Source organism: Metabacillus dongyingensis (assembly GCF_019933155.2).
Lineage (GTDB): Bacteria > Bacillota > Bacilli > Bacillales > Bacillaceae > Bacillus_P > Bacillus_P dongyingensis.
This window is the reverse complement of sequence record NZ_CP082944.1, coordinates 2,059,140-2,080,858: the sequence shown is the minus strand read 5'-3', so window position 1 is coordinate 2,080,858 and position 21,719 is coordinate 2,059,140. Positions and strand designations below refer to the sequence as shown.

The window sequence follows — 21,719 nt, the reverse complement described above, 5'->3', positions numbered from 1 at the left end:
CAAGGATTACGCTTTTCTTCTATAGACCAAGTTTATAGTCATATTCTTTTGCTTTATCAATTTTTGATTCGAATTCCAATTTCAGAAAGGGCTTATATGACGGCTCAGCGTGCTTTACAAATGAAAAGGATGATACCTTCTCTATTGTAGGTTCAACATGTTCCATGTCACAATATAAGACAACATACTTTAATTTCTTGGATACGTAATGGATGTTTCCGAATTTACGGAGCATTTTGATCTGCTTTAAGGAATGCATCCAGATGATAATGCCTTGACGCTTTTCAAACATCATAAATAATCTCCCTTTTTATATTCTCCACTTGAAGTGTACCAATTTTCTAATTTTTTTACAATAAGCACCTGAAAACATCTCTGCAAAAGGAGCTGAATGTTTTGATTCTGAGCCATACCGTCCAATTATTTTTAGATAGGATGAATGCAGATGAAACATGTTCATGCTGGATAAAAAAAGCTGCAGGTATTCCGTTTCTGTATGTCCAGGTGAATTCCGGGAGGGCACTCGCGGATATTACGCTCAAGATTGAGAAAGAGTCCCGTTTTGCAATGAAGGGAAAACGGCTTACGTTTGATTGCATCTTTGTCAGAGAAGACAAGAATTTATATGTATTTCGGCATCGTTTTTATGTGCCTCAGGAAAAAATGTTCTGCTGCGGAAATTTGTGCGAGGACTGTATCCGTCTTAAAAAAAGAACTTAAAAAACGAGGACTGGCCTCGTTTTTTAAGATGCTTTGCAGCCGCATCCCCCGCCTGAGCCACATCCCCCTCCACAGCTTGACCCGGTATCAAAAAACGGGTTCCCTGTGGGCACTTTGATATGCTGTGAAACGGCTCTGCCGAGTTCGGCGCTTATTTCATCAAGCAGCGATTGAAGCTCTTTCTCTGCTTTTTTAAAGGCAATCACTGCATCATGAAGATCAAGCTCGCGCTTTGCTTCCCTCATGGCCTTTGTGATTTCTTTATAGTCCGGATGATATTTGCCGAAACGCTGGACATCTTCGTATAAATCCTTGATTTCAACAAATTTGGCTATCACCTTTTGTGCAGATTTATCTTTATTCAATGTATTTAAAGTGCGGCGATAGTCTTCCGCAATTTCTGACTCAACAACTAACGACCCAAGAAGCTCAGCTTCGTCGATTAAATTGACGCTTTCTATAGTAGCAAACATAGACGGCATCACCTCCAGCTATATTTTAACATGTTTCTGCCGGAATGGTAAATGCATCGTCTCACTGTACAGTGACGTTCCACGTTTTTTTTAAGTGATATTTTGAGGAATCATTGTGCAAAAGTTCAAGGGAAATCGTATGTGTTCCTTTTTCTAAACCTTTAATGATAAATGCAGCTGTATGTATTTCATCTGTTTTTTTTTCATCAACATACAGATTCATGTATCCTTCACCATTTACTTTTTTCCCGCGCTCATCTGAAAACGTAAAATTGGGAACAAAGCACTCTATATAAACATTGCGCCCTTTTAGATGATGATTGACAAAAAGCTGTCTCCCTGTTTGAGCACCTGCTTCAACTGCATCCTGCTGTGTTATGCTAATTTCCATGGGAACAGCATTTCCTTCTGGACGGGGTTTTTCATTCGTGCAGGCTGTTAAAGATACGAGCAATAAAAACAGCAGCATAAAGTGTTTCAACAATGACAACGCCTCCTTATGGAGGTAGTTTCACCAGATTTATATCAAATATGTTTTTAAATAAAAAAAGAAAGTCATGGTGAAGACTTTCTTTCCATCAATCCTGCTGCCTCATCGCCTGAAACATCCCAAGCATCATGGAAGCCATTTGAACTGAGTTTGAAAACTGAGCTACTTTATGCGGGATGGTTTTTTGATAATAATTCATCATGGCAAGTTTCATCGATTCTGTATCTTGAGGATTTCTTGCCAGCTTTCTGTACCAATGCGGCTGTTCCCTCAGAAATTTTTTAAATTCATTGTCTGCTGCAATCATTTCCTGAATTTCTTTTCTCATGATTTCGCTCCTGCTTAATCTTTCCTGAAAGAAAAGGGATGGTTTGGTGTGTTCGACTGACTAGATGATGAGCCTTTTGTAAGCCCAAAGGTTGAAAATAAGTTTTGAATAGATGAAATGGTGTTGTTCATGTTATACAAATGCTGATTCATTTGATTGGCATCCATGCTTTTAACAGCTGTCATCATCCTGGACATAAAATCGGACTTCTTTTCTGCCGTACTTTCAGACTCATCTGACTCTTCTCTGTACTTCTTCCATGAGACATCATTTTCTCCAAGCAAATACCAATCTTCAAATAGTTCCTGCCATTTTTTCTCGCCTTTTCTGACTTCAGTAATCAATTTAGGATGTTTTTTTACAAATTCCTTAAATTCTCCAATAGAAGGATGTTCTTTTTTTTCTGTCATTATCTGATCACCTCTGCTTACCTTCGCCTGCTATATTTTATTTGACCGAATGAAAACGGTTCGCCCATTTTATGCTTTTTTCCCATTTCGAGCAGGCTTTAAGAAAAATCCTGATTGCACAATATTTGGGAGTACTGATAAGATGAAGTGGAGGATAGAAAGGATTGGGTGAGAGATGGAAAAGGAAGAACTGACGCGCTTATTGGCTGAATTAAAAGAAGAAGATGTTCCAGTTTTAAAGCTGTTTCTTGAGGGACTGAAAAAGAAAGCGGAGAAAGAAAACGGATCTTACATAGGTGCATTGCTGCATGCACAAGGCGAATATACCGAAAATCAATTCATATTAACCATTCCCAATACGGCAATTATTCAAAACTCCCTGCACATTGTACATGGAGGAATTACTGCTACACTGCTTGACTCTGCAATGGGATCGCTTGTACATCATATTTTGCCTGACCATCTTGCTGCTGTTACATCTGAAATGAAAATTAATTATGTTGCACCAGGGATCGGAACAGAACTAAAATGTATAGCCTCTCTAATCCATAAGGGCAGCAAAACAGTTGTTACTGAGGGCAAAGTCTTCCGTGATGACGGCAAATTAATGGCTCATTGTACAGCAAGCTTTTTTATTATCGATCGACCTAAACGGTAAGTCAGGAGAAAGAAATGTTCCCTTTTTTTAAAAAGACATGTTATTTCTGTAAGAAAAAATCTAAAAACACAGAAATCTATTTTGGCGATAAACGGGCAAAAATTCATGTTTGTCATCTTTGTAAAGGCTATGCTGAGAGACGTGCTTTTAAAAAGGCATAGATCCTTTTTTCCGGCTAAAGCTTCTGCCGCACGAATTCGATTTTTCACTCAGCAGAAAAGACACCCGCAATGGATGTCTTTTTGCTGTGAATATCAGTCATTAAAAGGTTTGATAAAATTTTGTGTGTAGTAAAGCTCATTCACTCCGACACCAAGTCTCGTAAAATCAGGGTTCAAAAGTGTGTCGCGGTGGCCTTTGCTGTTGAGCCAGCCCTCAACCGCCGCTATTCCGTCAATGTATTGGGCTGCAATATTTTCTCCAGCCATCTGATAAACTACATCCCCTTCTTTCAAACGGTCTGCAAGCGACCCTTCAGTCGGAGACTCATGTGAAAAGTATTCATTTGAAAGCATATCTCTGCTGTGCAAAAAAGCTACGTCTGATGTCATTTGATCCCACTCTACAGGAGGGATATCGTGACGGTTCCGAATGATATTCGTCAGATCGAGGATTTGATTTTCTGCCCCTTTTTCTACAGCCTTCCATTCTTCCGCATTAAGCGGTTTAGGCTGAATGAGTTCACCCCGGTAAACAACCTCATAAGGCCGCTGCTTTACTAAGGTTTCTTCATCTAAAGCTCTGATGCTTGAAAGTTCGCCATCAAACTTATCTAAATAAAGCTGAACATAAACGTCTCCCATTTTAACGATGGGTCTCGTATTCATATCTTCTTCAGACATTTCAAATCGGTAAGAATTGCCGTCAAAATCTATTGATATACTTGAAGATATCGAATTTGTTTTAAAAACCTCACCGACAGGCTGGCCTAATTTATACGGCTTTACATTCACTTCTTGCCCGATGGCATATACTGTGACAACTTTGTTATCGAGTACCCCAACCTGAAGGTACTGCTGTTCGTTCTGGTTATAAATCCACCATTCGTAGTCATAGGCTGAAGGATCTTTTCTTGCAGGCTCCCCAAGCGTTTCAATGATCTCACCTGAAGATTTTCCGACAAAAGAAAGCACACCTGAATGCGGCATATTTAATTCTTCATTTGATTCATTTGCAATTTGTTCATTTTCATCTATTTGTTTAATCGGTTCCTTATTTCCATATTGAATAAAAAGAATATAAGTAATAAAAATAACCAGCAATAAAAAAACGGTTTTTAATATACTGCTCAGCTTAAATCCCTCCAGGTCACTCATTTCTACCATTATATGAACCATTAGATTCATTATACTACTAAACAGTATTTCACAAGATTGGCAGATAGTATATCCTTTTATAGGTCATTTAATCAAAAATGGCAGCTTTTTTCAATTAAGATGTCTGAAATATAGTTTTTCCAGCTTATGATTCACAAGTTTTTTCTTCCATATAAAAAGGAACATGCCCAATCAATGGCATGTTCTTTCATCGCTTAATGTAGATGATGATCATTCTTTTCGGAAATTGTCGTCAGGGCTGCCCCTGCCTGCTGATCTGTCAGCTGATTTAGGGATAAGTCTCCAAGTGAGACCATTCCGACTATATGTCCATTTTCTACAACTGGAAGCCTTCTGATTTGATGCTCCGCCATAAGCTGTGCTGCTTCATCTGCAGATGCATCCGGACTGATTGTGCAAAGATGATCGCTCATCACCTTCGTCACTTGATAAGATCCAGGATGTTTTTCTGCGATTCCTCTTACAACTAAATCACGATCCGTAATCATCCCGAGCAACTGATTGTTTTCAACAATTGGAATGGATCCTACGTTCCATTCTTTCATTTTGACCGCTACCTCGAATACATTATCAAGCGGTGTGCATGCCTGGATGTCATTAGACATAATATCTCGAACTTTCTGCATAAAAAATCCTCCCTGAAAGTAATAATAAAGATCATTCTGCTAATGTAGTTTGGCCCAAAAAAAGATAAAGATGTAAATTATCAGGTAAAGATTGAAAGTTCCACGCATTCGTACTATGATTGAAGAGGAATTCATTAAAGCGCTTTACTAATGAAAATGCCGTAAGAAGGTTTAGGAGGGTATACATAATGAAGTTGGAAAACACAGGACTGGATGGATTGACAGTTGAATTAGCAAGACTGGATGAAATTATGGATGAGCTTGGCATTGTTCGTGCCGGTCAGTGGGATTATGAGCGTGTTACATATGATCGTAAATTCGAAAACAAAGATGAAACGTTTTATCTTCGCATTCCTGGATATGCAGTAGAAGGAGACATTGGCGGAAAGCATGCAGTGGTAAAATTAATGACACCGCTTCTCGGCAAACACTATTATCCGCACGGAGTAGAATATGGCGAAGGCGAAAACTTTCCAAATGCCGTTTTAAGTACAAGCCAGAAATTGCTTAAGCAGCTCAAAGAAGAAATTGGACGAATCGTTTAAAGTCATACACGCAAAAGCAATCACTGCTTTTGCTTTTTTATTTACCTTTAAAAAACAATTCATTCTCCTCATACTGACAATTATATTTTCATAATTGTTATAAAAGCCTTTCTGCACACCGTCCTTTCGTACTATAATTTAAAGAGAACCATTGAAAGGAGCAAGGGATTGTCTACAATACTCTCAAAACGAAATTTCCTCATCATTACATCCATTATTGTGATAGGGCTGATTGTTTACTTTCTTCTGCCCATTTCGATTCCCTTGATTATGGCTTTTATAACAGCGTTATTATTGGAACCTCTCGTAAGGCAATTCCAAAACCGCGCTAAGCTCAAACGGAAAATGGCCGTATTGGCAGCATTTTTAATCTTTCTGTTTACCATTTCCATCAGCGGTTACTTTCTTACTACTAAAGTAGTAGGCGAAGCCATTCGGACAATTGAAAATGCACCTAGCTACATAAATGAAATTACGATGGCGTGGAACAATTTTGAAAAACGGATTACGAATTCTGCAAAGGATCTTCCGCCGAAGTTTGTAAATGAAATCAGCAATCAGATAGAAGAATTTCTTGAAAAAACAAAAGCCGATCTAGCAAGCTCGGTCAATATAGATAATGTTAAAAGCATCTTTACAAACATTCCTAATTATATGGTAAACATGCTGGTTTACTTGATTGCATTATTCCTGTTTATGATTGAGCTCCCGCACCTTAAAATAAAAATGTATGAACATATGAAGGAAAATACTGCTCAAAAAGTAAATTTTATGGTTACCCGCATGTCTTACGTTATTTTTGGTTTTGCAAAAGCCCAGTTTTTGGTCAGCATTATTATCTTTGTGGCATCCTTTATTGGACTTCTCCTGATAGCCCCTGAAATTGCGCTTGTTATGTCAATTATTATTTGGATTATTGATGTCATACCTATCATTGGATCGATCATTATTATGGGCCCATGGACTCTTTATCATCTCATTTCAGGCGATCCGGTGCTTGCAGCAAAGCTTGGCATTCTGACAGCTGTTCTTTTGATTATTAGACGTACCATCGAGCCTAAAGTGATGGGTAGCCATATCGGGTTATCCCCTCTTGCGACTCTTATCTCAATGTATCTTGGATTAAAGCTGTTTGGTGTTCTTGGTTTTTTCATTGGCCCAATGATTTTGATTTTGTATAATTCTGCGAGAGAATCAGGCATTATCCGTTTTCATTTTAAATTATAGGCAGTATAAAAAGGCTGGACGTTTATCGATCAGCCTTTTTCAAATGCGATCCATGCACATGGATTTTTTTAATGGAATCATTTGCTCAAGCAAATGCAGATCTTCATTTGGTCCTTTAATAAGACCTGCATCGTAGAGAGAGGCAGGTTTCATGTATCTGAAAAGAACGGCTGTTAATGTGGATATATCCAGCTGAAGACCGCGTTTAGGAGGGTGTATACAGACGCTTCCAGCAGCAGACTTCCGAAATTGAGTGATCTCTCCTTTTTTTATGAGATACGTTCCGCTGTTCCAGGCTGCAAAGGAATCATGGATGTGCAGAAAAAGCGGCTTTTCATGAGGCTCAAACAGGGATTGCTTTAAAAAAGATTCGACATCAACAATTCTCCCCATTATCGTGGGCTTAACCTCTGATAGAATGAAAGGATTTTTCAAAAAAAAAGAAAAGTGATCCTTCTCGAAAGTTCGCCAAATCAGCTGCTCATATCTTACATCCTTCTGACAGATACAGGTCCAAAGTGATTTTTTGGCTGCATCGTTATGGGCGATGCACTCATCTACATACAGATTCTGATTTTCAAGCCTATAAATCATATACCCATCAGCGCTGCCATCTTTATGGAAATGAAGGTAAACACAATGATTTTCTTTTAATATTCCTTTTTTCCACCATTCTTCCGATCTGACGATCAAACCGTTATTTTCTTTGCTGAAACGGTCATAAACCTTTTGAAGGAACGGCAAAGCGAGATCCCGGCTAAACTCTTTAACATTGCTGCTTCCGCCAAATGTACGGAGATGGTGACTTTCCTTGTTCACCGTCCATGTTTTTTCATTTGAAATTAATTCCCATCCAAATTTTCTGTAAAAGGGGATTGAGAATGGATTCAGATACGAAATGGCACAGCCTTGATTCTTCATCTTGACTAAAGCTTCAAATAGAAGCTTGTCCAGTTTTTGCTTGCGCCGCTCTTCCGGCAAAAAAGAAATGGATGACAGCCCTCCCATCTTTACTTTTTTCCCTGAAAAATAAATATCAAAATCCAGAATGTGTACTTTAGCAACAAGTCTCTCACTGTCAAAGTCACCCAATATCATTTCCTTCGGGAAGCGGCTTCTTTCTGACCGATCGCTCATCAATGAGTGCTGCGATAAACGGACAACCTCTTCATAATCTGTCTCTTCTGCTTTACGAATCATAACGTCTCCTTCTCAGCTATGCTTTCTTTTTAAGTTCCCAAGATAAAAATACGTCCTCTTTTTTGGTGCAGATCATGCCAAGCTTCTCAAATAGGCGGATAGATTTTTTATTATGATCGATGCATTCCATGCTGATTTGTTTGACTGATTTTTCACTTGTCAGCCATTCAATAACTGCATCAATCGCTTCATATGTTAAACTCTCCTCATCATCGACCTCGTGGATGTTGTAGCATAGTTCCACACAGCCATGCTCATCCGGCATGCCTTGAATAAATAAGTCGCCTACAATTCTCTTTTCATGATATAAAATAATGAGCCAAAGTCCCCAGCCATATTCTTTTTCATTTCTCTCAAGTCTTTCAATATAGAGCGGGAGCATTCCTTTGACCGCAATTGAAGGCCAAGTAACAGGTATTCCAATGGGGGAACGGCTTTCCAGTTCTTTTCGGTGAAAGACTAAAGATTTTGCAATATCCAAAGAACAGGGGATAATGAGCAGCCGATCTGTTACAATCTCAATCATTTTACAGTCACTCCCTTCATAAACCGTCTGATACTTTCATTTTATGGCCATTCTGTGCGTCCTATACTAAAAGAAAAAAAGAAACAAAAAAGATGTTATAGAATGATAAATTCCATAACATCTTATGCCATCTTTAAAAACCTAAAATCGCTTTGAAGACAGAAGTCGTCTCTCCGCCTTTATACTGAATATAAAGCAGATAATAGACAGCCACCCCGGTAATCGCGGTGAAAAACCAGATCACGCTCGTAACAGGACCTGATTTTCTGTGCTGAGAAAGTTTGTTTTTATAACCTGATATCAAGGTGATAATACCAAGGACTGCACCTACTGTAGCAAGAGTAATATGAAAAATCAGGAAAACTGTATAATAGATTTTAATATGATCGGGTCCGCCAAACGCTGTGTTCCCTACAAAGACCGTTCTTGAGGCATACACGACAAAGAAGATAACCGCAAAAACAGCTGCGGTAAGCATTGCCTTCTGATGTGCCTCTATTTTGCGCTGCTTGATCAAATACCAGCCAACAGCAACAGAAACAGCACTTAAAACAATAAAGGCTGTACTTATAGTAGGTAAAATAGGTACATTCATTTTTGCAGCTCCTAAAAATAAAAAATTATAGATTGATAAGCAGAAAATTTGAGCGGAAATTACTTAATCGGCTGCGGAGTAAATCTCTTTCTTTCTTCAAGATCATCGCGCTCTCTCTCCTGTCGGGCCCATTTAAAGAAAATAATTCCGAGCAGGCTTCCATAAACAAACTCCTGGATAATTTTCATCATGATGCCTCCAAGCTGCTGATCTTCAACAAGTGGCAGTGTATTGAACATTTCCGGTCCTGTTAAATTCAAACCTGACAGCATACTTGAAGGCACACAAAGTTCAAGGGCGCTGACCCATGCACTTGGATCCGAATACGTAGAATAAAGAGAAGTATCAGCAAATATGATAAGGGCACAAGCAGGTGTCAACAGCATGCCATTGGCGAATATGTATCCAATTTTCTTAATTCCGCCAAGTTCTCTCCATTCAGGCAGTTCATTTAACAATGGCCACCACATCAGCATCGCAGCAATAAAAATAAAAATCGTTACTGACGCATGGATGACATGATCTGTCTTCACAACATCAAAGACAAGCGGAATATGATAGATTGAGAAAACACCGTTAAAAACAATTAAAGCGATCAGCGGCTTTGACAGAAATGAAACGATTTGCTTGACGCCCCGTCTGTAAATTATTGCTCTCCACATCCAGACAGGAATGCCATAGATCATCAGAGGAGGAATCAGCAAATATAAAAGGGCCATTTGTGTCATATGTGCACTGAACATTATATGTCCCATAAGATCCAGCGGACTGCCTTTTACAGCGTATAAAAGGATCATGCTGCCTGCAAAAAGCGCTTTCTGTTTGAACGGGACAGGCTGGCTATCATGAAATCGATTTCGAAGAGGTCCGATTAATAGAAAATAAACGCCAAGAATGACCGCAACAAACAGGAAAAAATATGGGCTCCACATTGCTCTAAAACCAAAGATTTCTAAATTTAACAATGAGTTCATCTCCTATTTCTGCTATAACTCCTGCAAACTATTATACACCTTCAATGAAGCGCTATCAATGAACGTTCTATGACATTAGAAGAGGTGAAGACATTGATTCAAGCACAAGGACGGAAGAGGCATGCCCCTTCCAAAAATATATGTTCTTAAGTCCATTTACCGCTTATATTTTCAAATTTCAACATACAAAAAACGGCTGAGAATAAACTCAGCCGTTTTTCAGATTACCACCAAATAATTGTCACGAATGTAAGAACTGTCAGAAATGCTACACCGATTCCTGAGTAAAGGAAAAGCGCAGGCACTTCATGGCCTTTATGGCTCATATGCATAAAGTAATAAAGCTGGAAAATAACCTGGATAATAGCAAGCAAAAGAATAAACGGAATTTTAAACCATTCTGCAATGCCATCATAGCCAATTGCTACAAATGCAATGACTGTAAGGAAAATCATTAATGCAAATGTAACAACTTGATATTTCATATCTTCTTTATTTTTCTTGCGGCGATATGCAAGATCAACTTTTGGGTTACCTGAATTTTGATTAGCTGCCATCAGTTTATCCCACCATTCCCATTAAGTATACAACTGTAAAGATGAACACCCATACAACGTCGATAAAATGCCAGTATAAACTTGCAACGTAATATTTAGGCGCGTTGTATAAATTCAATCCTCTTTTTGCATTGCGCACCATCAAAGTAGTGATCCAAAGTAAACCAAATGCAACGTGGGCGCCATGTGTTCCGACCAGCGTGTAAAAAGCGGATCCAAGAGCACTGCTTGTAATAGTAAATTCAAAATGATGAATATAATGATTGAATTCATAAATCTCAAGAGCCAGGAATCCTGCTCCTAATAGAACAGTAATTCCCATCCAAAGCTGCATTTTTTTGAAATCAAAGTTCTTCATGTGGTACATGGCGTAAACACTTGTCAGAGAACTTGTCAAAAGAAGCATAGTAGCTGCAAAAACAAGCGGAAGTTCAAACATTTCCTGTGTCGTTGCACCGCCGTTGTTTGAATCTCTTAAAGCTAAGAATGTTGCAAAAAGAGAAGCGAACAGGACGGTCTCTCCTCCAAGGAAAAGCCAGAAGCCTAAAAATTTATTTTTGCCTTCAAGGGTAGCCTTTTCAGGTGAGGCAGGGAACGTTTCAGCTGTTAATTTTTCCTCAACATGCATTATGCCTTAACCCCCTTATCGTTATCATCATTCATTAAATCTTCTTTGTGAATATGATAACCGTGATCATCAATGATTGAACGAAGGAACATACATCCAAGTGTAATTAGGAGTCCGATGATAATAACCGGATCAGCCCATGCATAATCTGAATGATACAATAATCCAAATGCTGCAACAAACAATCCAAATGACATAATCAGCGGCAGGATGGAACCGTTAGGCATGTGAATGTCTCCAAGCGGTTCGGCAGGAGTCATTCCTTTGTTTCCTTCCATTCTTTCAACCCACAAAGCGTCAAGACCGCGAACAAGCGGTGTTTGTTTAAAATTATATTCAGGTGCAGGTGATGAAACAGCCCATTCCAGGTTGCGTCCATCTCCCCATGCATCCCCTGCTGCTTTTTCTCCTTTTATAGAAGAAATCACGATATTGTACAGCAATACGATTGTTCCGGCAGCCATCAAGAATGCCCCAGCCGTACTGATCAGATTCCCCGTTTCAAGACCCTGTCCAGGAAGGAATGTGAAAATGCGTCGCGGCATACCCATCAATCCAAGGAAATGCTGGATAAAGAACGTTAAATGGAAGCCTGTAAAGAATAATACGAAAGTAACAACACCCAGTTTTTCACCAAGCATTCTGCCGAACATTTTCGGCCACCAGTAGTGCAGGCCTGCGAATAATCCCATAACCACTCCGCCTACGATAACATAGTGGAAATGTGCAACTACGAAATAGGTGTCATGATACTGATAATCTGTAGGTGCAGCTGCAAGCATGATTCCTGTCACTCCGCCCATAACGAACGTAGGAATGAAGGCAACAGACCAGATCATTGGAACTGTAAAGCGAATGCTTCCGCCCCACATTGTAAACATCCAGTTGAAAATTTTAATCCCTGTCGGAACGGCAATGGCCATTGTTGCTACTGCGAAAATAGCATTTGCGATTGGTCCAAGACCAGTTGTGAACATGTGATGCGCCCACACCATGAACCCTAAGAATCCGATTAATACTGTAGCAAATACCATTGATGAATATCCAAATAATCGCTTCTTCGAGAAATGAGGCAGAACATCCGAGAAAATTCCGAAAGCCGGAAGAATTAAGATGTAAACCTCAGGATGTCCGAAAATCCAGAATAAATGCTCCCAGATAATTGAATTTCCTCCAAGCGCCGGATCAAAGAATCCAGTGCCGAATATACGGTCAAACATCATAATTGCTAAACCAACTGTAAGCGGCGGAAAAGCAAATAGGATAAGTGCTGAAGCTACAAATGTAGTCCACGTGAACAACGGCATACGCATGTAAGTCATGCCAGGCGCACGCATGTTAATAATTGTTGCGAGGAAGTTAATACCCGCAATCAATGTACCAAATCCTGATATCTGAAGTCCCAGCAAATAGAAATCTACTCCATGTCCAGGTGAGTTCAGTGCAAGTGAAGCATAATTCGTCCAGCCTGCATCAGGCGCTCCATTTAAAAACCAGCTTAGGTTCAGGAATAGTCCTCCAAAGAAAAACAGCCAGAAACCCAATGAGTTCAAAAATGGAAATGCAACGTCACGCGCTCCGATCTGAATCGGTACGACGGCATTCATAAAACCAAATATGAGCGGCATGGCTGCCAGGAAAATCATGGTCGTGCCATGCATAGTTAAGATCTCGTTGTAAAGGCCTGCTGCGATAAAATCGTTATTTGGCACAGCGAGCTGAATTCTGATAAGCATCGCTTCTAATCCACCTACGAGGAAGAAGAAGCCGCCGGAAATCAGGTAAAGGATGGCGATTTTTTTATGATCTACTGTTGTTAAGTAGTCCCATAGCACAGCGCCGAACCCCTTTTTCTGAGTTAACGTACTCACAGTGTTACCTCCCTTTTATTCTGCTGAGACATCTTACTTCGTTTCGACTTTTAAGCCGCTTAAGTATTCAGTAAGTGCATCAAGTTCCTCATCGTTAAGTTCAGGATACGTTTTTGTCATCTTGTTTCCTGGCTTGTACTGTTCAGGATCTTTCAGCCAGTTTCTGATATTTTCTTCATTATGAGGCAGAATGCCCGCTACTCTGGTACGCTCTCCAAAGTTAGCCAAGTTAGGTGCTGTTCTTGCTTCTTCTGGACGCTTATCAGCAGGTGTCACAGCATGACAGCCGATACAGCTTTTCTCCTGGAACAATTTCTCACCCTGTTTAGCTAAATCAGAATCTGCTACCGCTTTAGCGTTTTTCATTTCTTCAATCCATTGATCAAACTCTTCGCGGGATTTTGTTTTTACTTTAAAATCCATTAAAGCATGTGAAGGGCCGCAAAGCTCAGCACATTTCCCGTAAAAATATTCTCCGGCTTTTTCTGCACGTTTGCTGTCAAAATTAAGCCAGAACTTATTTATATTTTCAGTGTTTGTATCCATCTTGCCGCCTGCTGACGGAATCCAGAATGAATGCTTCACATCAGAAGCAATCAGATTAAAGTAAACCCTTTCATCTGATGGAACAACTAAATCCTGGCTTGTGATTACCCCAGCATCAGGATATTCGAATTCCCACCAGTAAAGATTTGCTCTGACATTAATAACAACTGCATCTTCAGGTTTGCGGTCCTTCTTTTCCATTGGTTTCACATCTGCAAGTTCAAATGTTGCAGATACAACTGGAACCGCTAACACAAGTAGTAAAAGAATAGGAATAACAGTCCAAATGATTTCAAGTTTATGACTTCCCTCTACTTGCTCAGGAATTTTATTTTCCTCACCTTTGCGCTGTCTGAATTTCAGAACTACATAAATGAAGATCACAGTTACGACTGCGATTACAATGACCATGATGAGTGTACTCAGCACCATTAATGAGTACTGCATATCCGCAACTTCACCAGCTGGTTGAAGAGCGGAAAGATATGGTTCACCACAGCCGGCTAAGACAAGTGTCAACATTGCAAAAATGGCAACGAGACGCAATTTTGTCAGCCTCTTTTCCATAGCTAAATCAAACCCCTCTTTCAGTAAATTAATTCCCGCAGTTTCACAGGAATCGATAATTCCTTCTATGTAAATTCCTAAAAGAAAGAATTTCTAACCTAGTTGATCGTGAAAAGTACCATCGCCACAAAAAGGATCGTTAAGTAATTCAGTGAATAAATAAACATCCACTTTGCCCATTTCAGATCATCCTTCATCTTCATGCCTGATAAAGCAAGCACAAGCCACCCTATGTTCAGTGCAGTTGCAAGAATAATAAAAGGAACCCCGAGCTGAAATAAGTAAAACGGCAAAGGCAGGAGACAGATCACCCAAACCATCATTTGCCTTTTTGTAATGGCAAAACCATGAACGACCGGCAGCATAGGAATGCCTGCAGCACGGTATTCTTCCACCCTTTTCATTGCAAGTGCAAGAAAATGCGGAGGCTGCCATATGAACATAATCATAAACAATACCCAAGCAAGCACACTCAGGTCAGCATCGATAGCAGCCCAGCCGATAAGCGGCGGAACCGCACCTGATACACTGCCTACAACAGTGTTCAGTGTATAGTGGCGTTTAGTCCACATTGTATATAAAAAGACGTATGTAATTACGCCGATCAACCCGATTAACGTGGCTGTTACAGTTGTCATCAGCAAAAGAATAAAGCCGAACGTAAGCAATAAAATACCAATCCACAAAGCCTGAATTGGGTTCATTTTTCCTGTAACTGTCGGTCTCATTTTTGTTCTTTCCATGATATGATCAATATCACGGTCGTAAAAGTTATTGATGGCACATGAACCAGCAATAATTAAAGCTGAACCCAGTAAAACAAATAAAACACTGTCTATATTCTGCAGGAAGCTTTGACCTGTAAAATGCAAGGCAAGCCACAGTCCCGTGAAGGTAGTAATCATATTTGAATTGACAATTCCCATTTTAATAAGACTTAAGAAGTCATTCAGAGCTGTCGTTTCATGGATTTCTTCCGGGCGGTGTCCGCTAAGGTGTGTTTCTGATAAGGTCCTTGAATCAGGCACGTGTTATAGACCCCCTTTTCAATTCTGTTTCTAATAGAAAGAATCGGCTGTATGATGGAAACTTCCTATATCATACTAAATAAAACAATATTTACAAAATGCTTCCTTCTTGATATTAAACCATAATCAGCAAATGTTTTGTGAACAAATTATGAAGAAGTTATGTCGAAATTGTGAAGCAGATGAGCTGCACAGGTTAATTAATTGAAAAGCAGTCCATTCACTGATACTCTAAAAAATGATGGCATAACTTTTTGACCACGATAACATTCTATCATAACTATTAGGAATTTTTTATAGATTATGGAATCTTTTGCGAAAAAAACATTGGTGAAAGAATCCCCCATATAATTCCTTATTAATGTGCCTGTTTTCCTACTATAATAAACAGAGATGATATCAGTCATGTTTTTTGTTGCCTGATCGGCTGAGGCTGCCGCTTTTAAATCAAGCGCTAACGCTCGATTTTTGTCGATTTAGATAAACTCATTATTACGAATAAGAAGGTGAACATCTTGCAGCGAGCATTAAAGGGTTTAGGCGTGCTCACATCTATCGTTATGCTTCTCGTACTCCTGGGAGGAGCTTTAGTTACAAAAACAGAATCCGGAGCAGGATGCGGCGATTCCTGGCCGTTATGCCATGGCGAACTGATTCCATCAGAGATTACCCCTGAGCTTGTCATTGAGCTCAGTCACCGGGTTGTAAGCGGACTTGCGGGCATTCTTGTCCTTCTATTGGCGGTTTCTTCATGGATATTGATTGGATATAAACGCGAGACAAAATTTCTTTCGTCTTTATCATTCTTTTTCCTGATTCTGCAGGCATTAATTGGTGCAGCCGCAGTTAAGTGGGGACAGTCTGATGCCGTTCTTGCCCTGCATTTCGGCATATCGCTTATATCATTTGCATCTGTGCTGCTTCTTACATTGCTTATTTTTGAAGTAGATAAAAAGTTTGATGCGGAATCCCTGATAATTGATAAAAGAATGAAGTTTCATATGATCGGCATTATATCCTACTGCTATATTGTTGTGTATACCGGCGCATTTGTAAGGCATAAAGAAGCAAGTCTTGCATGCCCGAATTGGCCAATGTGCAGCAACAGGCCATATGGACTTCCGGCCACTCTGCATGAGTGGATTCAGATGGGCCACAGATTTGCTGCTGCATTAATCTTTATCTGGGTTGCAATAGCTGCCTACAAAGCTTTTAAATACTATAAACATCAAAAAGTCGTTTATTATGGCTGGATGATTGCTTTTGTCCTAATTACCATGCAAGTAATGTCAGGGGCTCTAGTAGTGCTGACCGGTTTAAATTTGGCTGTCGCACTGGCCCATGCTTTAATAATCTCCTGTCTTTTCGGGGTTCTCAGCTATTTCATCCTGCTTATAAGCAGAAATAAAATAAACCGTCAGGCTCAATTGAATAAGAATAAAAAAGTAATCTAAAAAGAGGGACGCCATGTGCGCCCCTCTTTTTACATATCCTTAAACATTTCAATGGCTTCTTTCTTTGCTCGCTGTGTCCGACTGCAGCCTATGGATAGTCCTCTCCAATTCTGTCACCAGACGGATTGGCCATGGATGTTAGCCGCAGAGTCAAAAAAAAACAGCCCGGAGGCTGTCTTTTTAATGGGTTAATTCAATTAATAAATCTCCAGTTTGAATCGCTTCACCGTTCGATACATGAATATTCTTAATTGTTCCTGAGAATGGCGCCTGTACGGTCGTTTCCATTTTCATCGCTTCAGTCAGGAGCAAATGATCGCCCTTATTGACTTTTTCGCCCTTTTCAGCCAAAACCTTAATGACTGTTCCAGGCATTGTCGCCCCAATATGATCTTTATTGCCTTTATCAGCTTTCATTTTCGCTGTGATCGTAGCTTTAATGTTTTCATCGCGGATAATGACCTCGCGAGGCTGACCGTTTAGTTCAAAGTAGACAACACGTGTTCCATCAGGCTGTGGCTCCCCAATTGAAACAAGCTTTACAATTAATGTTTTTCCCTGCTCAATTTCAACTTCAATTTCTTCGCCAAGTCTCATTCCATATAAGAAGGTCGGCGTATCGAGAACTGAAATATCTCCAAATTGTTCAAATGTCTTTGCGTAGTCCATGAACACTTTTGGGTAAAGAGCATGCGCTATTGCATCAAAACTTGTAACTTGTCTATTTAAACTTTGGAAAAGTTCTTCTTTCAATGCTTTAAAATTGACTGGCTCCAATAATTCACCAGGTCGGACCGAAATAGGCTCACGGCCTTTTAAAATAATGCGCTGAAGTTCTTTTGGAAAACCTCCGTGAGGCTGTCCGAGGTATCCCTCAAATAATTCAACAACGGAATCAGGGAAATCAAGCGTTTCTCCCCGCTCATAAATATCGTCTTCTATCAAATTATTTTGGACCATAAAGAGGGCCATGTCGCCGACTACTTTCGAAGAAGGCGTTACTTTGACTAAATCTCCGAACATATCGTTTACGCGGCGATACATTTCTTTGACTTCGTTCCAGCGATCATCAAGTCCGACAGCTTTTGCCTGCTGCTGAAGATTGCTGTATTGTCCTCCCGGCATTTCATGCATGTATACTTCTGAATGAGGGGAATTCATTCCGCTCTCAAAATCCTGATAGTAATGACGCACGCCTTCCCAATATTGAGACAGCTCTTCTAATGCTTCAATATCTGCTTTTGGCCGATGGTCCATTCCTTGAAGAGCATGGTAGAGAGAATTGGCGCTCGGCTGTGAAGTTAAACCTGACATTGAGCTTACAGCTACATCCACCACATCTACTCCGGCTTCAATGGCTTTTGCATAAGTGAAAATACCATTTCCGCTCGTATCATGTGTGTGCAGGTGAATCGGAATCGAAATGGTTTCCTTTAAAGCAGAAATTAAGTCATAAGCAGCCTGCGGCTTAAGCAATCCTGCCATATCTTTAATTCCCAATATATGAGAACCTGATTCTTCGAGTTCTTTAGCCAGATTTTTATAGTATTCAAGATCATACTTTCTGCGGGACGGATCTAAAATATCTCCGGTATAGCAGATCGCAGCCTCAGCAATTTTATTTGATTTTCTGACCGCTTCGATCGCAGGCCGCATTCCTTCAACCCAATTCAAGCTGTCAAAAATACGGAATACATCTATTCCTGCATAGGAGGACTTCTCCACAAATTCTTCAATGACATTATCCGGATAATTTTTATAGCCTACTGCGTTAGATGCACGAAGCAGCATTTGCAGGAGAATATTCGGAACTTGTTTTCTGACCGTGAGAAGCCTGTCCCAAGGATCTTCTTTTAAGAAACGGTATGCGACATCAAATGTTGCTCCGCCCCACATTTCAAGCGAAAATAAATTAGGCAGAAGTCTCGCCGTAGGTTCCGCAATATGTTTGATGTCATTTGTTCTTAAGCGTGTTGCAAGCAGCGATTGGTGCGCGTCACGGAACGTTGTATCTGTTAATAGCACTTCATTTTGCTCTTTCAGCCATTTTACAAGACCTTCCGGACCCTGCTCGTCAAGAATCTGCTTTGTTCCGCTTGGTATTGGCTCTGTAATCTTTACTTTAGGAATGTAAAGTTTATCAAAGACCGGCTTCTTTTTCTTTTCAATGCCCGGGAAGCCATTAACTGTTACATTTCCAATGTAGGAAAGCATTTTCGTTCCGCGGTCTTTTTTCTTTGAAAATACGAATAGCTCTGGAGATGAATCAATAAAAGATGTATCGTATTCACCTGACATGAATTTCTCATGTTTGATGACATTTTCTAAAAATGGAATGTTGGTTTTAATTCCTCTGATTCTGAATTCCCTTAGGTTTCTGATCATTTTTGCAGCAGCTTGTTCAAATGTCAGTGCCTGTGTCGAAAGCTTAACAAGCAATGAATCATAATGCGGAGTGATAACAGCTCCCTGGAAACCGTTCCCTGCATCAAGCCTTACTCCAAAGCCTCCGCCTGAGCGATAAGCCATGATTTTCCCAGTATCCGGCATAAAATTATTCAGCGGATCTTCTGTTGTAACCCTTGATTGAATCGCATAGCCAGTTACTCTGATTTGATCTTGTGCCGGAATGCCAATTTTTTCTCCGTGAAGCGGATAGCCTTCTGCGACCATAATTTGAGTCTGTACAATATCAATTCCTGTGACCATTTCGGTAATCGTATGTTCTACTTGAACACGCGGGTTGACTTCAATGAAGTAATACTCTCCATTTGCAACTAAAAATTCTACGGTTCCTGCGTTAACATATTTAACTTTGTTCATCAGTTTAACGGCAGCATCACAAATGTCTTGTCTTAATTTTTCATCAACAGAAACGCTTGGAGCAACTTCAACCACTTTTTGATGACGTCTTTGCACGGAACAATCACGTTCAAACAAATGAATGATATTGCCGTGTTCATCACCAATAATTTGCACTTCAATGTGCTTAGGGTTTTCAATTAGCTTCTCAACGTAAACTTCATCGTTGCCAAATGCAGCCTTCGCTTCAGATTTTGCACGTTCATAGGATTCTTTAACAGCTGCTGCGCTGCGCACAATTCTCATGCCGCGTCCGCCGCCGCCCAGTGAAGCTTTAATAATGAAAGGATAGCCATTTTCACGGCCAAACTCTACAACATCCTCTAAGCTTTGAACAGGTCCGCTGCTGCCCGGAATGACCGGAATATTTGCGAGCTCCGCCTGCTTTCTTGCTTTAACTTTGTCCCCAAACATATCGAGATGCTTGGATTTTGGGCCAATGAAGATGATTCCCTCTTCCTCGCATCTTCTTGCAAAATGAATATTTTCAGATAAAAATCCATAGCCAGGATGGATGGCATCCACATGATTGGCTTTGGCAATCTCAATAATGCCGTCAATATCCAAATAAGCATCGATCGGTTTTTTACCTTCGCCAACTATGTATGCTTCGTCTGCTTTGTAACGGTGAAACGATCCTGAATCTTCTTTAGAATAGATAGCTACTGTCCGGATATTAAGCTCCGTGCACGCACGGAATACACGGATGGCAATTTCACCGCGGTTTGCAACAAGTATTTTCTGAATATTTTTCTGCGACATAGGAATCCTCCTTAAGCTTCATCACTTGCATTACTAAAAGTATAACACATTTATAATTAGTATAACACTTTTATTCTATTGAAATGGAACTGTATTTCCGTTTGTTTCACTTACCGGCTTAGGTTCAGTCTTCTGATAGGTAGCCCGGTATTTAATAAACATGGAGATGTTAATGAGAAGCCCCATTGAAAGCATTAATAAAATCATAGAAGATCCTCCGTAGCTGATAAATGGAAGAGTAACTCCTGTAATTGGCAACAGCCCTGTTAATCCGCCAACGTTAATCGCTGTCTGTATACCAATCATACTTGATATGCCAATTGCAAGCAGTGTTCCAAATGCATCTTCACAGTTTCTGGCAATGTGAAAACCTTTCAGCACGATAAAAGCAAGCAAGATCAGGACAAACGCCACTCCAAATATCCCCAGCTCTTCAGAGATGATTGCCAGTATAAAATCTGTGTGCGATTCAGGCAAATAACCGTATTTTTGAACGCTTTCCCCTAGGCCAAGCCCAGTCAATCCGCCCGAACCAATGGCATAATAAGAATTGATCAAGTGGAAGCCGGAGTCCGCTGCATCACCGAATGGATCCATAAATCCTACGAACCGGCTGACCCGTTCTGTTGTAAAAATCTTGTCCCATTTCAGCAAAACTAAAGGGCTGATCGCAACAACACCGGCAAGCCCCAAAATAATAAGCTTGAAAATATTCTTCATGCCAAGTCCCGAACAAACGACCATTGAAAGAGCAATCATGCCAATGATAGATGCCGAGCCAATGTCAGGCTGCAGGATAATCAGTACACATATAAACCCTGTAAAAATAATCGGGGGCAGCACACCTCTGCCAAAATGATCAATGTAGGATTGTTTTTTTTCGTACACTGCTGCAAGATAAAGGATGACGCTGAGCTTTACAAATTCTGCAGGCTGAAGCTTAAATCCGAACAGCGAAAACCAGCTTCTTGCACCGCCTGCAACAGAACCGAAAATAAAAATAGCAAGGAGCATCAGGATGGAAAGCATGACTACGCCCCTGATAAAAAAAGGACTTAAATAGGCTCTGTAAGGAAAAAACATGGTAATTAGAAGGACTACAAGCCCAAGTGCAGTAAAAATTGCCTGCCTTTGGAAAAAGTGATCACTTTCATAGCCCCACCTGGCAACGGCTGAAATCATACTTGAACTGTACACCATCACGAGACCGAAGCCGCATAAGAGGATAACAGCAAGCAGTAGTGAATAATCATATGATTTTAAAATTTTTTTTATCATTTTATCGCTTCCTATCATGACTTGTTGCTGCATTCTGGATGATTTTATTTTCCTAGT

General features: G+C 40.1%; 22 protein-coding genes. 4 read left to right on the top strand and 18 right to left on the bottom strand.

The genetic code is table 11. The features are described from left to right. Positions 1 to 19: 19 nt before the first annotated feature. The 5 genes from K8L98_RS10310 to ylbD all read right to left on the bottom strand — a co-directional run bounded on the left by K8L98_RS10310 (position 20) and on the right by ylbD (position 2,421). The gene (locus K8L98_RS10310; RefSeq protein ID WP_223443315.1) at positions 20 to 292 is read right to left on the bottom strand and encodes a YlbG family protein; all 273 of its coding nucleotides are present in this window, start codon (positions 290 to 292) and stop codon (positions 20 to 22) included. A 451-nt stretch (positions 293 to 743) separates the two neighbouring features. Continuing rightward, on the bottom strand, positions 744 to 1,193 hold the full coding sequence (locus K8L98_RS10305) for a YlbF/YmcA family competence regulator (protein ID WP_223442029.1): 450 nt from the start codon (positions 1,191 to 1,193) through the stop codon (positions 744 to 746). A 61-nt stretch (positions 1,194 to 1,254) separates the two neighbouring features. Further along, entirely contained in the window at positions 1,255 to 1,677 is a 423-nt protein-coding gene (locus K8L98_RS10300; RefSeq protein ID WP_223442028.1) for a hypothetical protein, read from the bottom strand. Positions 1,678 to 1,771: 94 nt separating this feature from the next. Further along, entirely contained in the window at positions 1,772 to 2,011 is a 240-nt protein-coding gene (locus K8L98_RS10295; RefSeq protein ID WP_223442027.1) for a YlbE-like family protein, read from the bottom strand. 14 nt (positions 2,012 to 2,025) lie between these two features. Next, on the bottom strand, positions 2,026 to 2,421 hold the full coding sequence (gene ylbD, locus K8L98_RS10290) for a YlbD family protein (protein ID WP_223442025.1): 396 nt from the start codon (positions 2,419 to 2,421) through the stop codon (positions 2,026 to 2,028). 175 nt (positions 2,422 to 2,596) lie between these two features. Here ylbD and K8L98_RS10285 point away from each other — a divergent pair, with 175 nt between their 5' ends. Next, a complete protein-coding gene (locus tag K8L98_RS10285) occupies positions 2,597 to 3,079 on the top strand; it encodes a PaaI family thioesterase (protein ID WP_223442023.1) in 483 nt (160 codons plus the stop codon). Positions 3,080 to 3,333: 254 nt separating this feature from the next. Here K8L98_RS10285 and K8L98_RS10280 read toward each other — a convergent pair whose 3' ends face one another. Continuing rightward, the gene (locus K8L98_RS10280) at positions 3,334 to 4,371 is read right to left on the bottom strand and encodes a CAP domain-containing protein (protein WP_223443312.1); all 1,038 of its coding nucleotides are present in this window, start codon (positions 4,369 to 4,371) and stop codon (positions 3,334 to 3,336) included. A 239-nt stretch (positions 4,372 to 4,610) separates the two neighbouring features. Beyond that, positions 4,611 to 5,042 (bottom strand): CBS domain-containing protein, encoded by a 432-nt coding sequence (locus tag K8L98_RS10275; RefSeq protein WP_223442020.1) that lies wholly within the window; start codon positions 5,040 to 5,042, stop codon positions 4,611 to 4,613. 188 nt (positions 5,043 to 5,230) lie between these two features. Between K8L98_RS10275 and K8L98_RS10270 the strand changes: the two genes are divergently transcribed. Together K8L98_RS10270 and ytvI are read left to right on the top strand one after the other, a co-directional pair. Then, the gene (locus K8L98_RS10270) at positions 5,231 to 5,587 is read left to right on the top strand and encodes a YugN family protein (RefSeq protein WP_223442018.1); all 357 of its coding nucleotides are present in this window, start codon (positions 5,231 to 5,233) and stop codon (positions 5,585 to 5,587) included. A 168-nt stretch (positions 5,588 to 5,755) separates the two neighbouring features. Then, entirely contained in the window at positions 5,756 to 6,814 is a 1,059-nt protein-coding gene (gene ytvI / locus K8L98_RS10265) for a sporulation integral membrane protein YtvI (protein WP_223442015.1), read from the top strand. Between the two features lie 39 nt (positions 6,815 to 6,853). Here the strand turns inward: ytvI and K8L98_RS10260 are convergent, their stop codons facing one another. The 9 genes from K8L98_RS10260 to cyoE form a co-directional block, all read right to left on the bottom strand. Next, positions 6,854 to 8,014: a GNAT family N-acetyltransferase gene (locus tag K8L98_RS10260; RefSeq protein WP_223442012.1), complete on the bottom strand. Its 1,161-nt coding sequence runs from the start codon at positions 8,012 to 8,014 to the stop codon at positions 6,854 to 6,856. 16 nt (positions 8,015 to 8,030) lie between these two features. After that, on the bottom strand, positions 8,031 to 8,540 hold the full coding sequence (locus K8L98_RS10255; protein WP_223442008.1) for a GNAT family N-acetyltransferase: 510 nt from the start codon (positions 8,538 to 8,540) through the stop codon (positions 8,031 to 8,033). Between the two features lie 133 nt (positions 8,541 to 8,673). After that, a complete protein-coding gene (locus K8L98_RS10250; RefSeq protein WP_223442007.1) occupies positions 8,674 to 9,135 on the bottom strand; it encodes a DUF420 domain-containing protein in 462 nt (153 codons plus the stop codon). Positions 9,136 to 9,194: 59 nt separating this feature from the next. Next, entirely contained in the window at positions 9,195 to 10,100 is a 906-nt protein-coding gene (gene ctaG / locus K8L98_RS10245) for a cytochrome c oxidase assembly factor CtaG (protein WP_420828842.1), read from the bottom strand. Between the two features lie 233 nt (positions 10,101 to 10,333). Further along, the gene (gene ctaF, locus K8L98_RS10240; RefSeq protein WP_223442002.1) at positions 10,334 to 10,666 is read right to left on the bottom strand and encodes a cytochrome c oxidase subunit IVB; all 333 of its coding nucleotides are present in this window, start codon (positions 10,664 to 10,666) and stop codon (positions 10,334 to 10,336) included. Positions 10,667 to 10,670: 4 nt separating this feature from the next. Beyond that, positions 10,671 to 11,294 (bottom strand): cytochrome c oxidase subunit III, encoded by a 624-nt coding sequence (ctaE, locus tag K8L98_RS10235; protein ID WP_223442001.1) that lies wholly within the window; start codon positions 11,292 to 11,294, stop codon positions 10,671 to 10,673. Next, a complete protein-coding gene (ctaD, locus tag K8L98_RS10230; RefSeq protein ID WP_223441999.1) occupies positions 11,294 to 13,165 on the bottom strand; it encodes a cytochrome c oxidase subunit I in 1,872 nt (623 codons plus the stop codon). The genes ctaE and ctaD overlap by 1 nt, the downstream gene beginning before the upstream one ends. A gap of 33 nt (positions 13,166 to 13,198) precedes the next feature. Further along, the gene (gene coxB, locus K8L98_RS10225; protein ID WP_223441997.1) at positions 13,199 to 14,278 is read right to left on the bottom strand and encodes a cytochrome c oxidase subunit II; all 1,080 of its coding nucleotides are present in this window, start codon (positions 14,276 to 14,278) and stop codon (positions 13,199 to 13,201) included. Positions 14,279 to 14,376: 98 nt separating this feature from the next. Continuing rightward, positions 14,377 to 15,306 (bottom strand): heme o synthase, encoded by a 930-nt coding sequence (gene cyoE, locus K8L98_RS10220; RefSeq protein ID WP_223441995.1) that lies wholly within the window; start codon positions 15,304 to 15,306, stop codon positions 14,377 to 14,379. 515 nt (positions 15,307 to 15,821) lie between these two features. On the opposite strand from cyoE, the gene K8L98_RS10215 reads away from it, so the two are divergent. Then, entirely contained in the window at positions 15,822 to 16,760 is a 939-nt protein-coding gene (locus tag K8L98_RS10215) for a COX15/CtaA family protein (protein WP_223441993.1), read from the top strand. Positions 16,761 to 16,940: 180 nt separating this feature from the next. Here K8L98_RS10215 and pyc read toward each other — a convergent pair whose 3' ends face one another. After that, positions 16,941 to 20,384, bottom strand: a complete 3,444-nt coding sequence (gene pyc / locus K8L98_RS10210; RefSeq protein ID WP_223441992.1) for a pyruvate carboxylase — start codon at positions 20,382 to 20,384, stop codon at positions 16,941 to 16,943. A 75-nt stretch (positions 20,385 to 20,459) separates the two neighbouring features. Continuing rightward, positions 20,460 to 21,662: an FtsW/RodA/SpoVE family cell cycle protein gene (locus tag K8L98_RS10205; RefSeq protein ID WP_223441991.1), complete on the bottom strand. Its 1,203-nt coding sequence runs from the start codon at positions 21,660 to 21,662 to the stop codon at positions 20,460 to 20,462. Between the last annotated feature and the right edge of the window lie 57 nt (positions 21,663 to 21,719).

Excerpts from the sequence above, each read along its gene's own strand:
- K8L98_RS10255 (WP_223442008.1), bottom strand. The coding sequence starts at position 8,540 with ATGATTGAGATTGTAACAGATCGGCTGCTCATTATCCCCTGTTCTTTG.
- K8L98_RS10295 (WP_223442027.1), bottom strand. The coding sequence starts at position 2,011 with ATGAGAAAAGAAATTCAGGAAATGATTGCAGCAGACAATGAATTTAAA.
- coxB (WP_223441997.1), bottom strand. The coding sequence starts at position 14,278 with ATGGAAAAGAGGCTGACAAAATTGCGTCTCGTTGCCATTTTTGCAATG.
- K8L98_RS10260 (WP_223442012.1), bottom strand. The coding sequence starts at position 8,014 with ATGATTCGTAAAGCAGAAGAGACAGATTATGAAGAGGTTGTCCGTTTA.
- K8L98_RS10270 (WP_223442018.1), top strand. The coding sequence starts at position 5,231 with ATGAAGTTGGAAAACACAGGACTGGATGGATTGACAGTTGAATTAGCA.
- K8L98_RS10285 (WP_223442023.1), top strand. The coding sequence starts at position 2,597 with ATGGAAAAGGAAGAACTGACGCGCTTATTGGCTGAATTAAAAGAAGAA.
- ctaF (WP_223442002.1), bottom strand. The coding sequence starts at position 10,666 with ATGGCAGCTAATCAAAATTCAGGTAACCCAAAAGTTGATCTTGCATAT.
- K8L98_RS10305 (WP_223442029.1), bottom strand. The coding sequence starts at position 1,193 with ATGTTTGCTACTATAGAAAGCGTCAATTTAATCGACGAAGCTGAGCTT.
- K8L98_RS10275 (WP_223442020.1), bottom strand. The coding sequence starts at position 5,042 with ATGCAGAAAGTTCGAGATATTATGTCTAATGACATCCAGGCATGCACA.
- ylbD (WP_223442025.1), bottom strand. The coding sequence starts at position 2,421 with ATGACAGAAAAAAAAGAACATCCTTCTATTGGAGAATTTAAGGAATTT.
- ctaE (WP_223442001.1), bottom strand. The coding sequence starts at position 11,294 with ATGCATGTTGAGGAAAAATTAACAGCTGAAACGTTCCCTGCCTCACCT.
- K8L98_RS10250 (WP_223442007.1), bottom strand. The coding sequence starts at position 9,135 with ATGAATGTACCTATTTTACCTACTATAAGTACAGCCTTTATTGTTTTA.
- K8L98_RS10310 (WP_223443315.1), bottom strand. The coding sequence starts at position 292 with ATGTTTGAAAAGCGTCAAGGCATTATCATCTGGATGCATTCCTTAAAG.
- K8L98_RS10205 (WP_223441991.1), bottom strand. The coding sequence starts at position 21,662 with ATGATAAAAAAAATTTTAAAATCATATGATTATTCACTACTGCTTGCT.
- pyc (WP_223441992.1), bottom strand. The coding sequence starts at position 20,384 with ATGTCGCAGAAAAATATTCAGAAAATACTTGTTGCAAACCGCGGTGAA.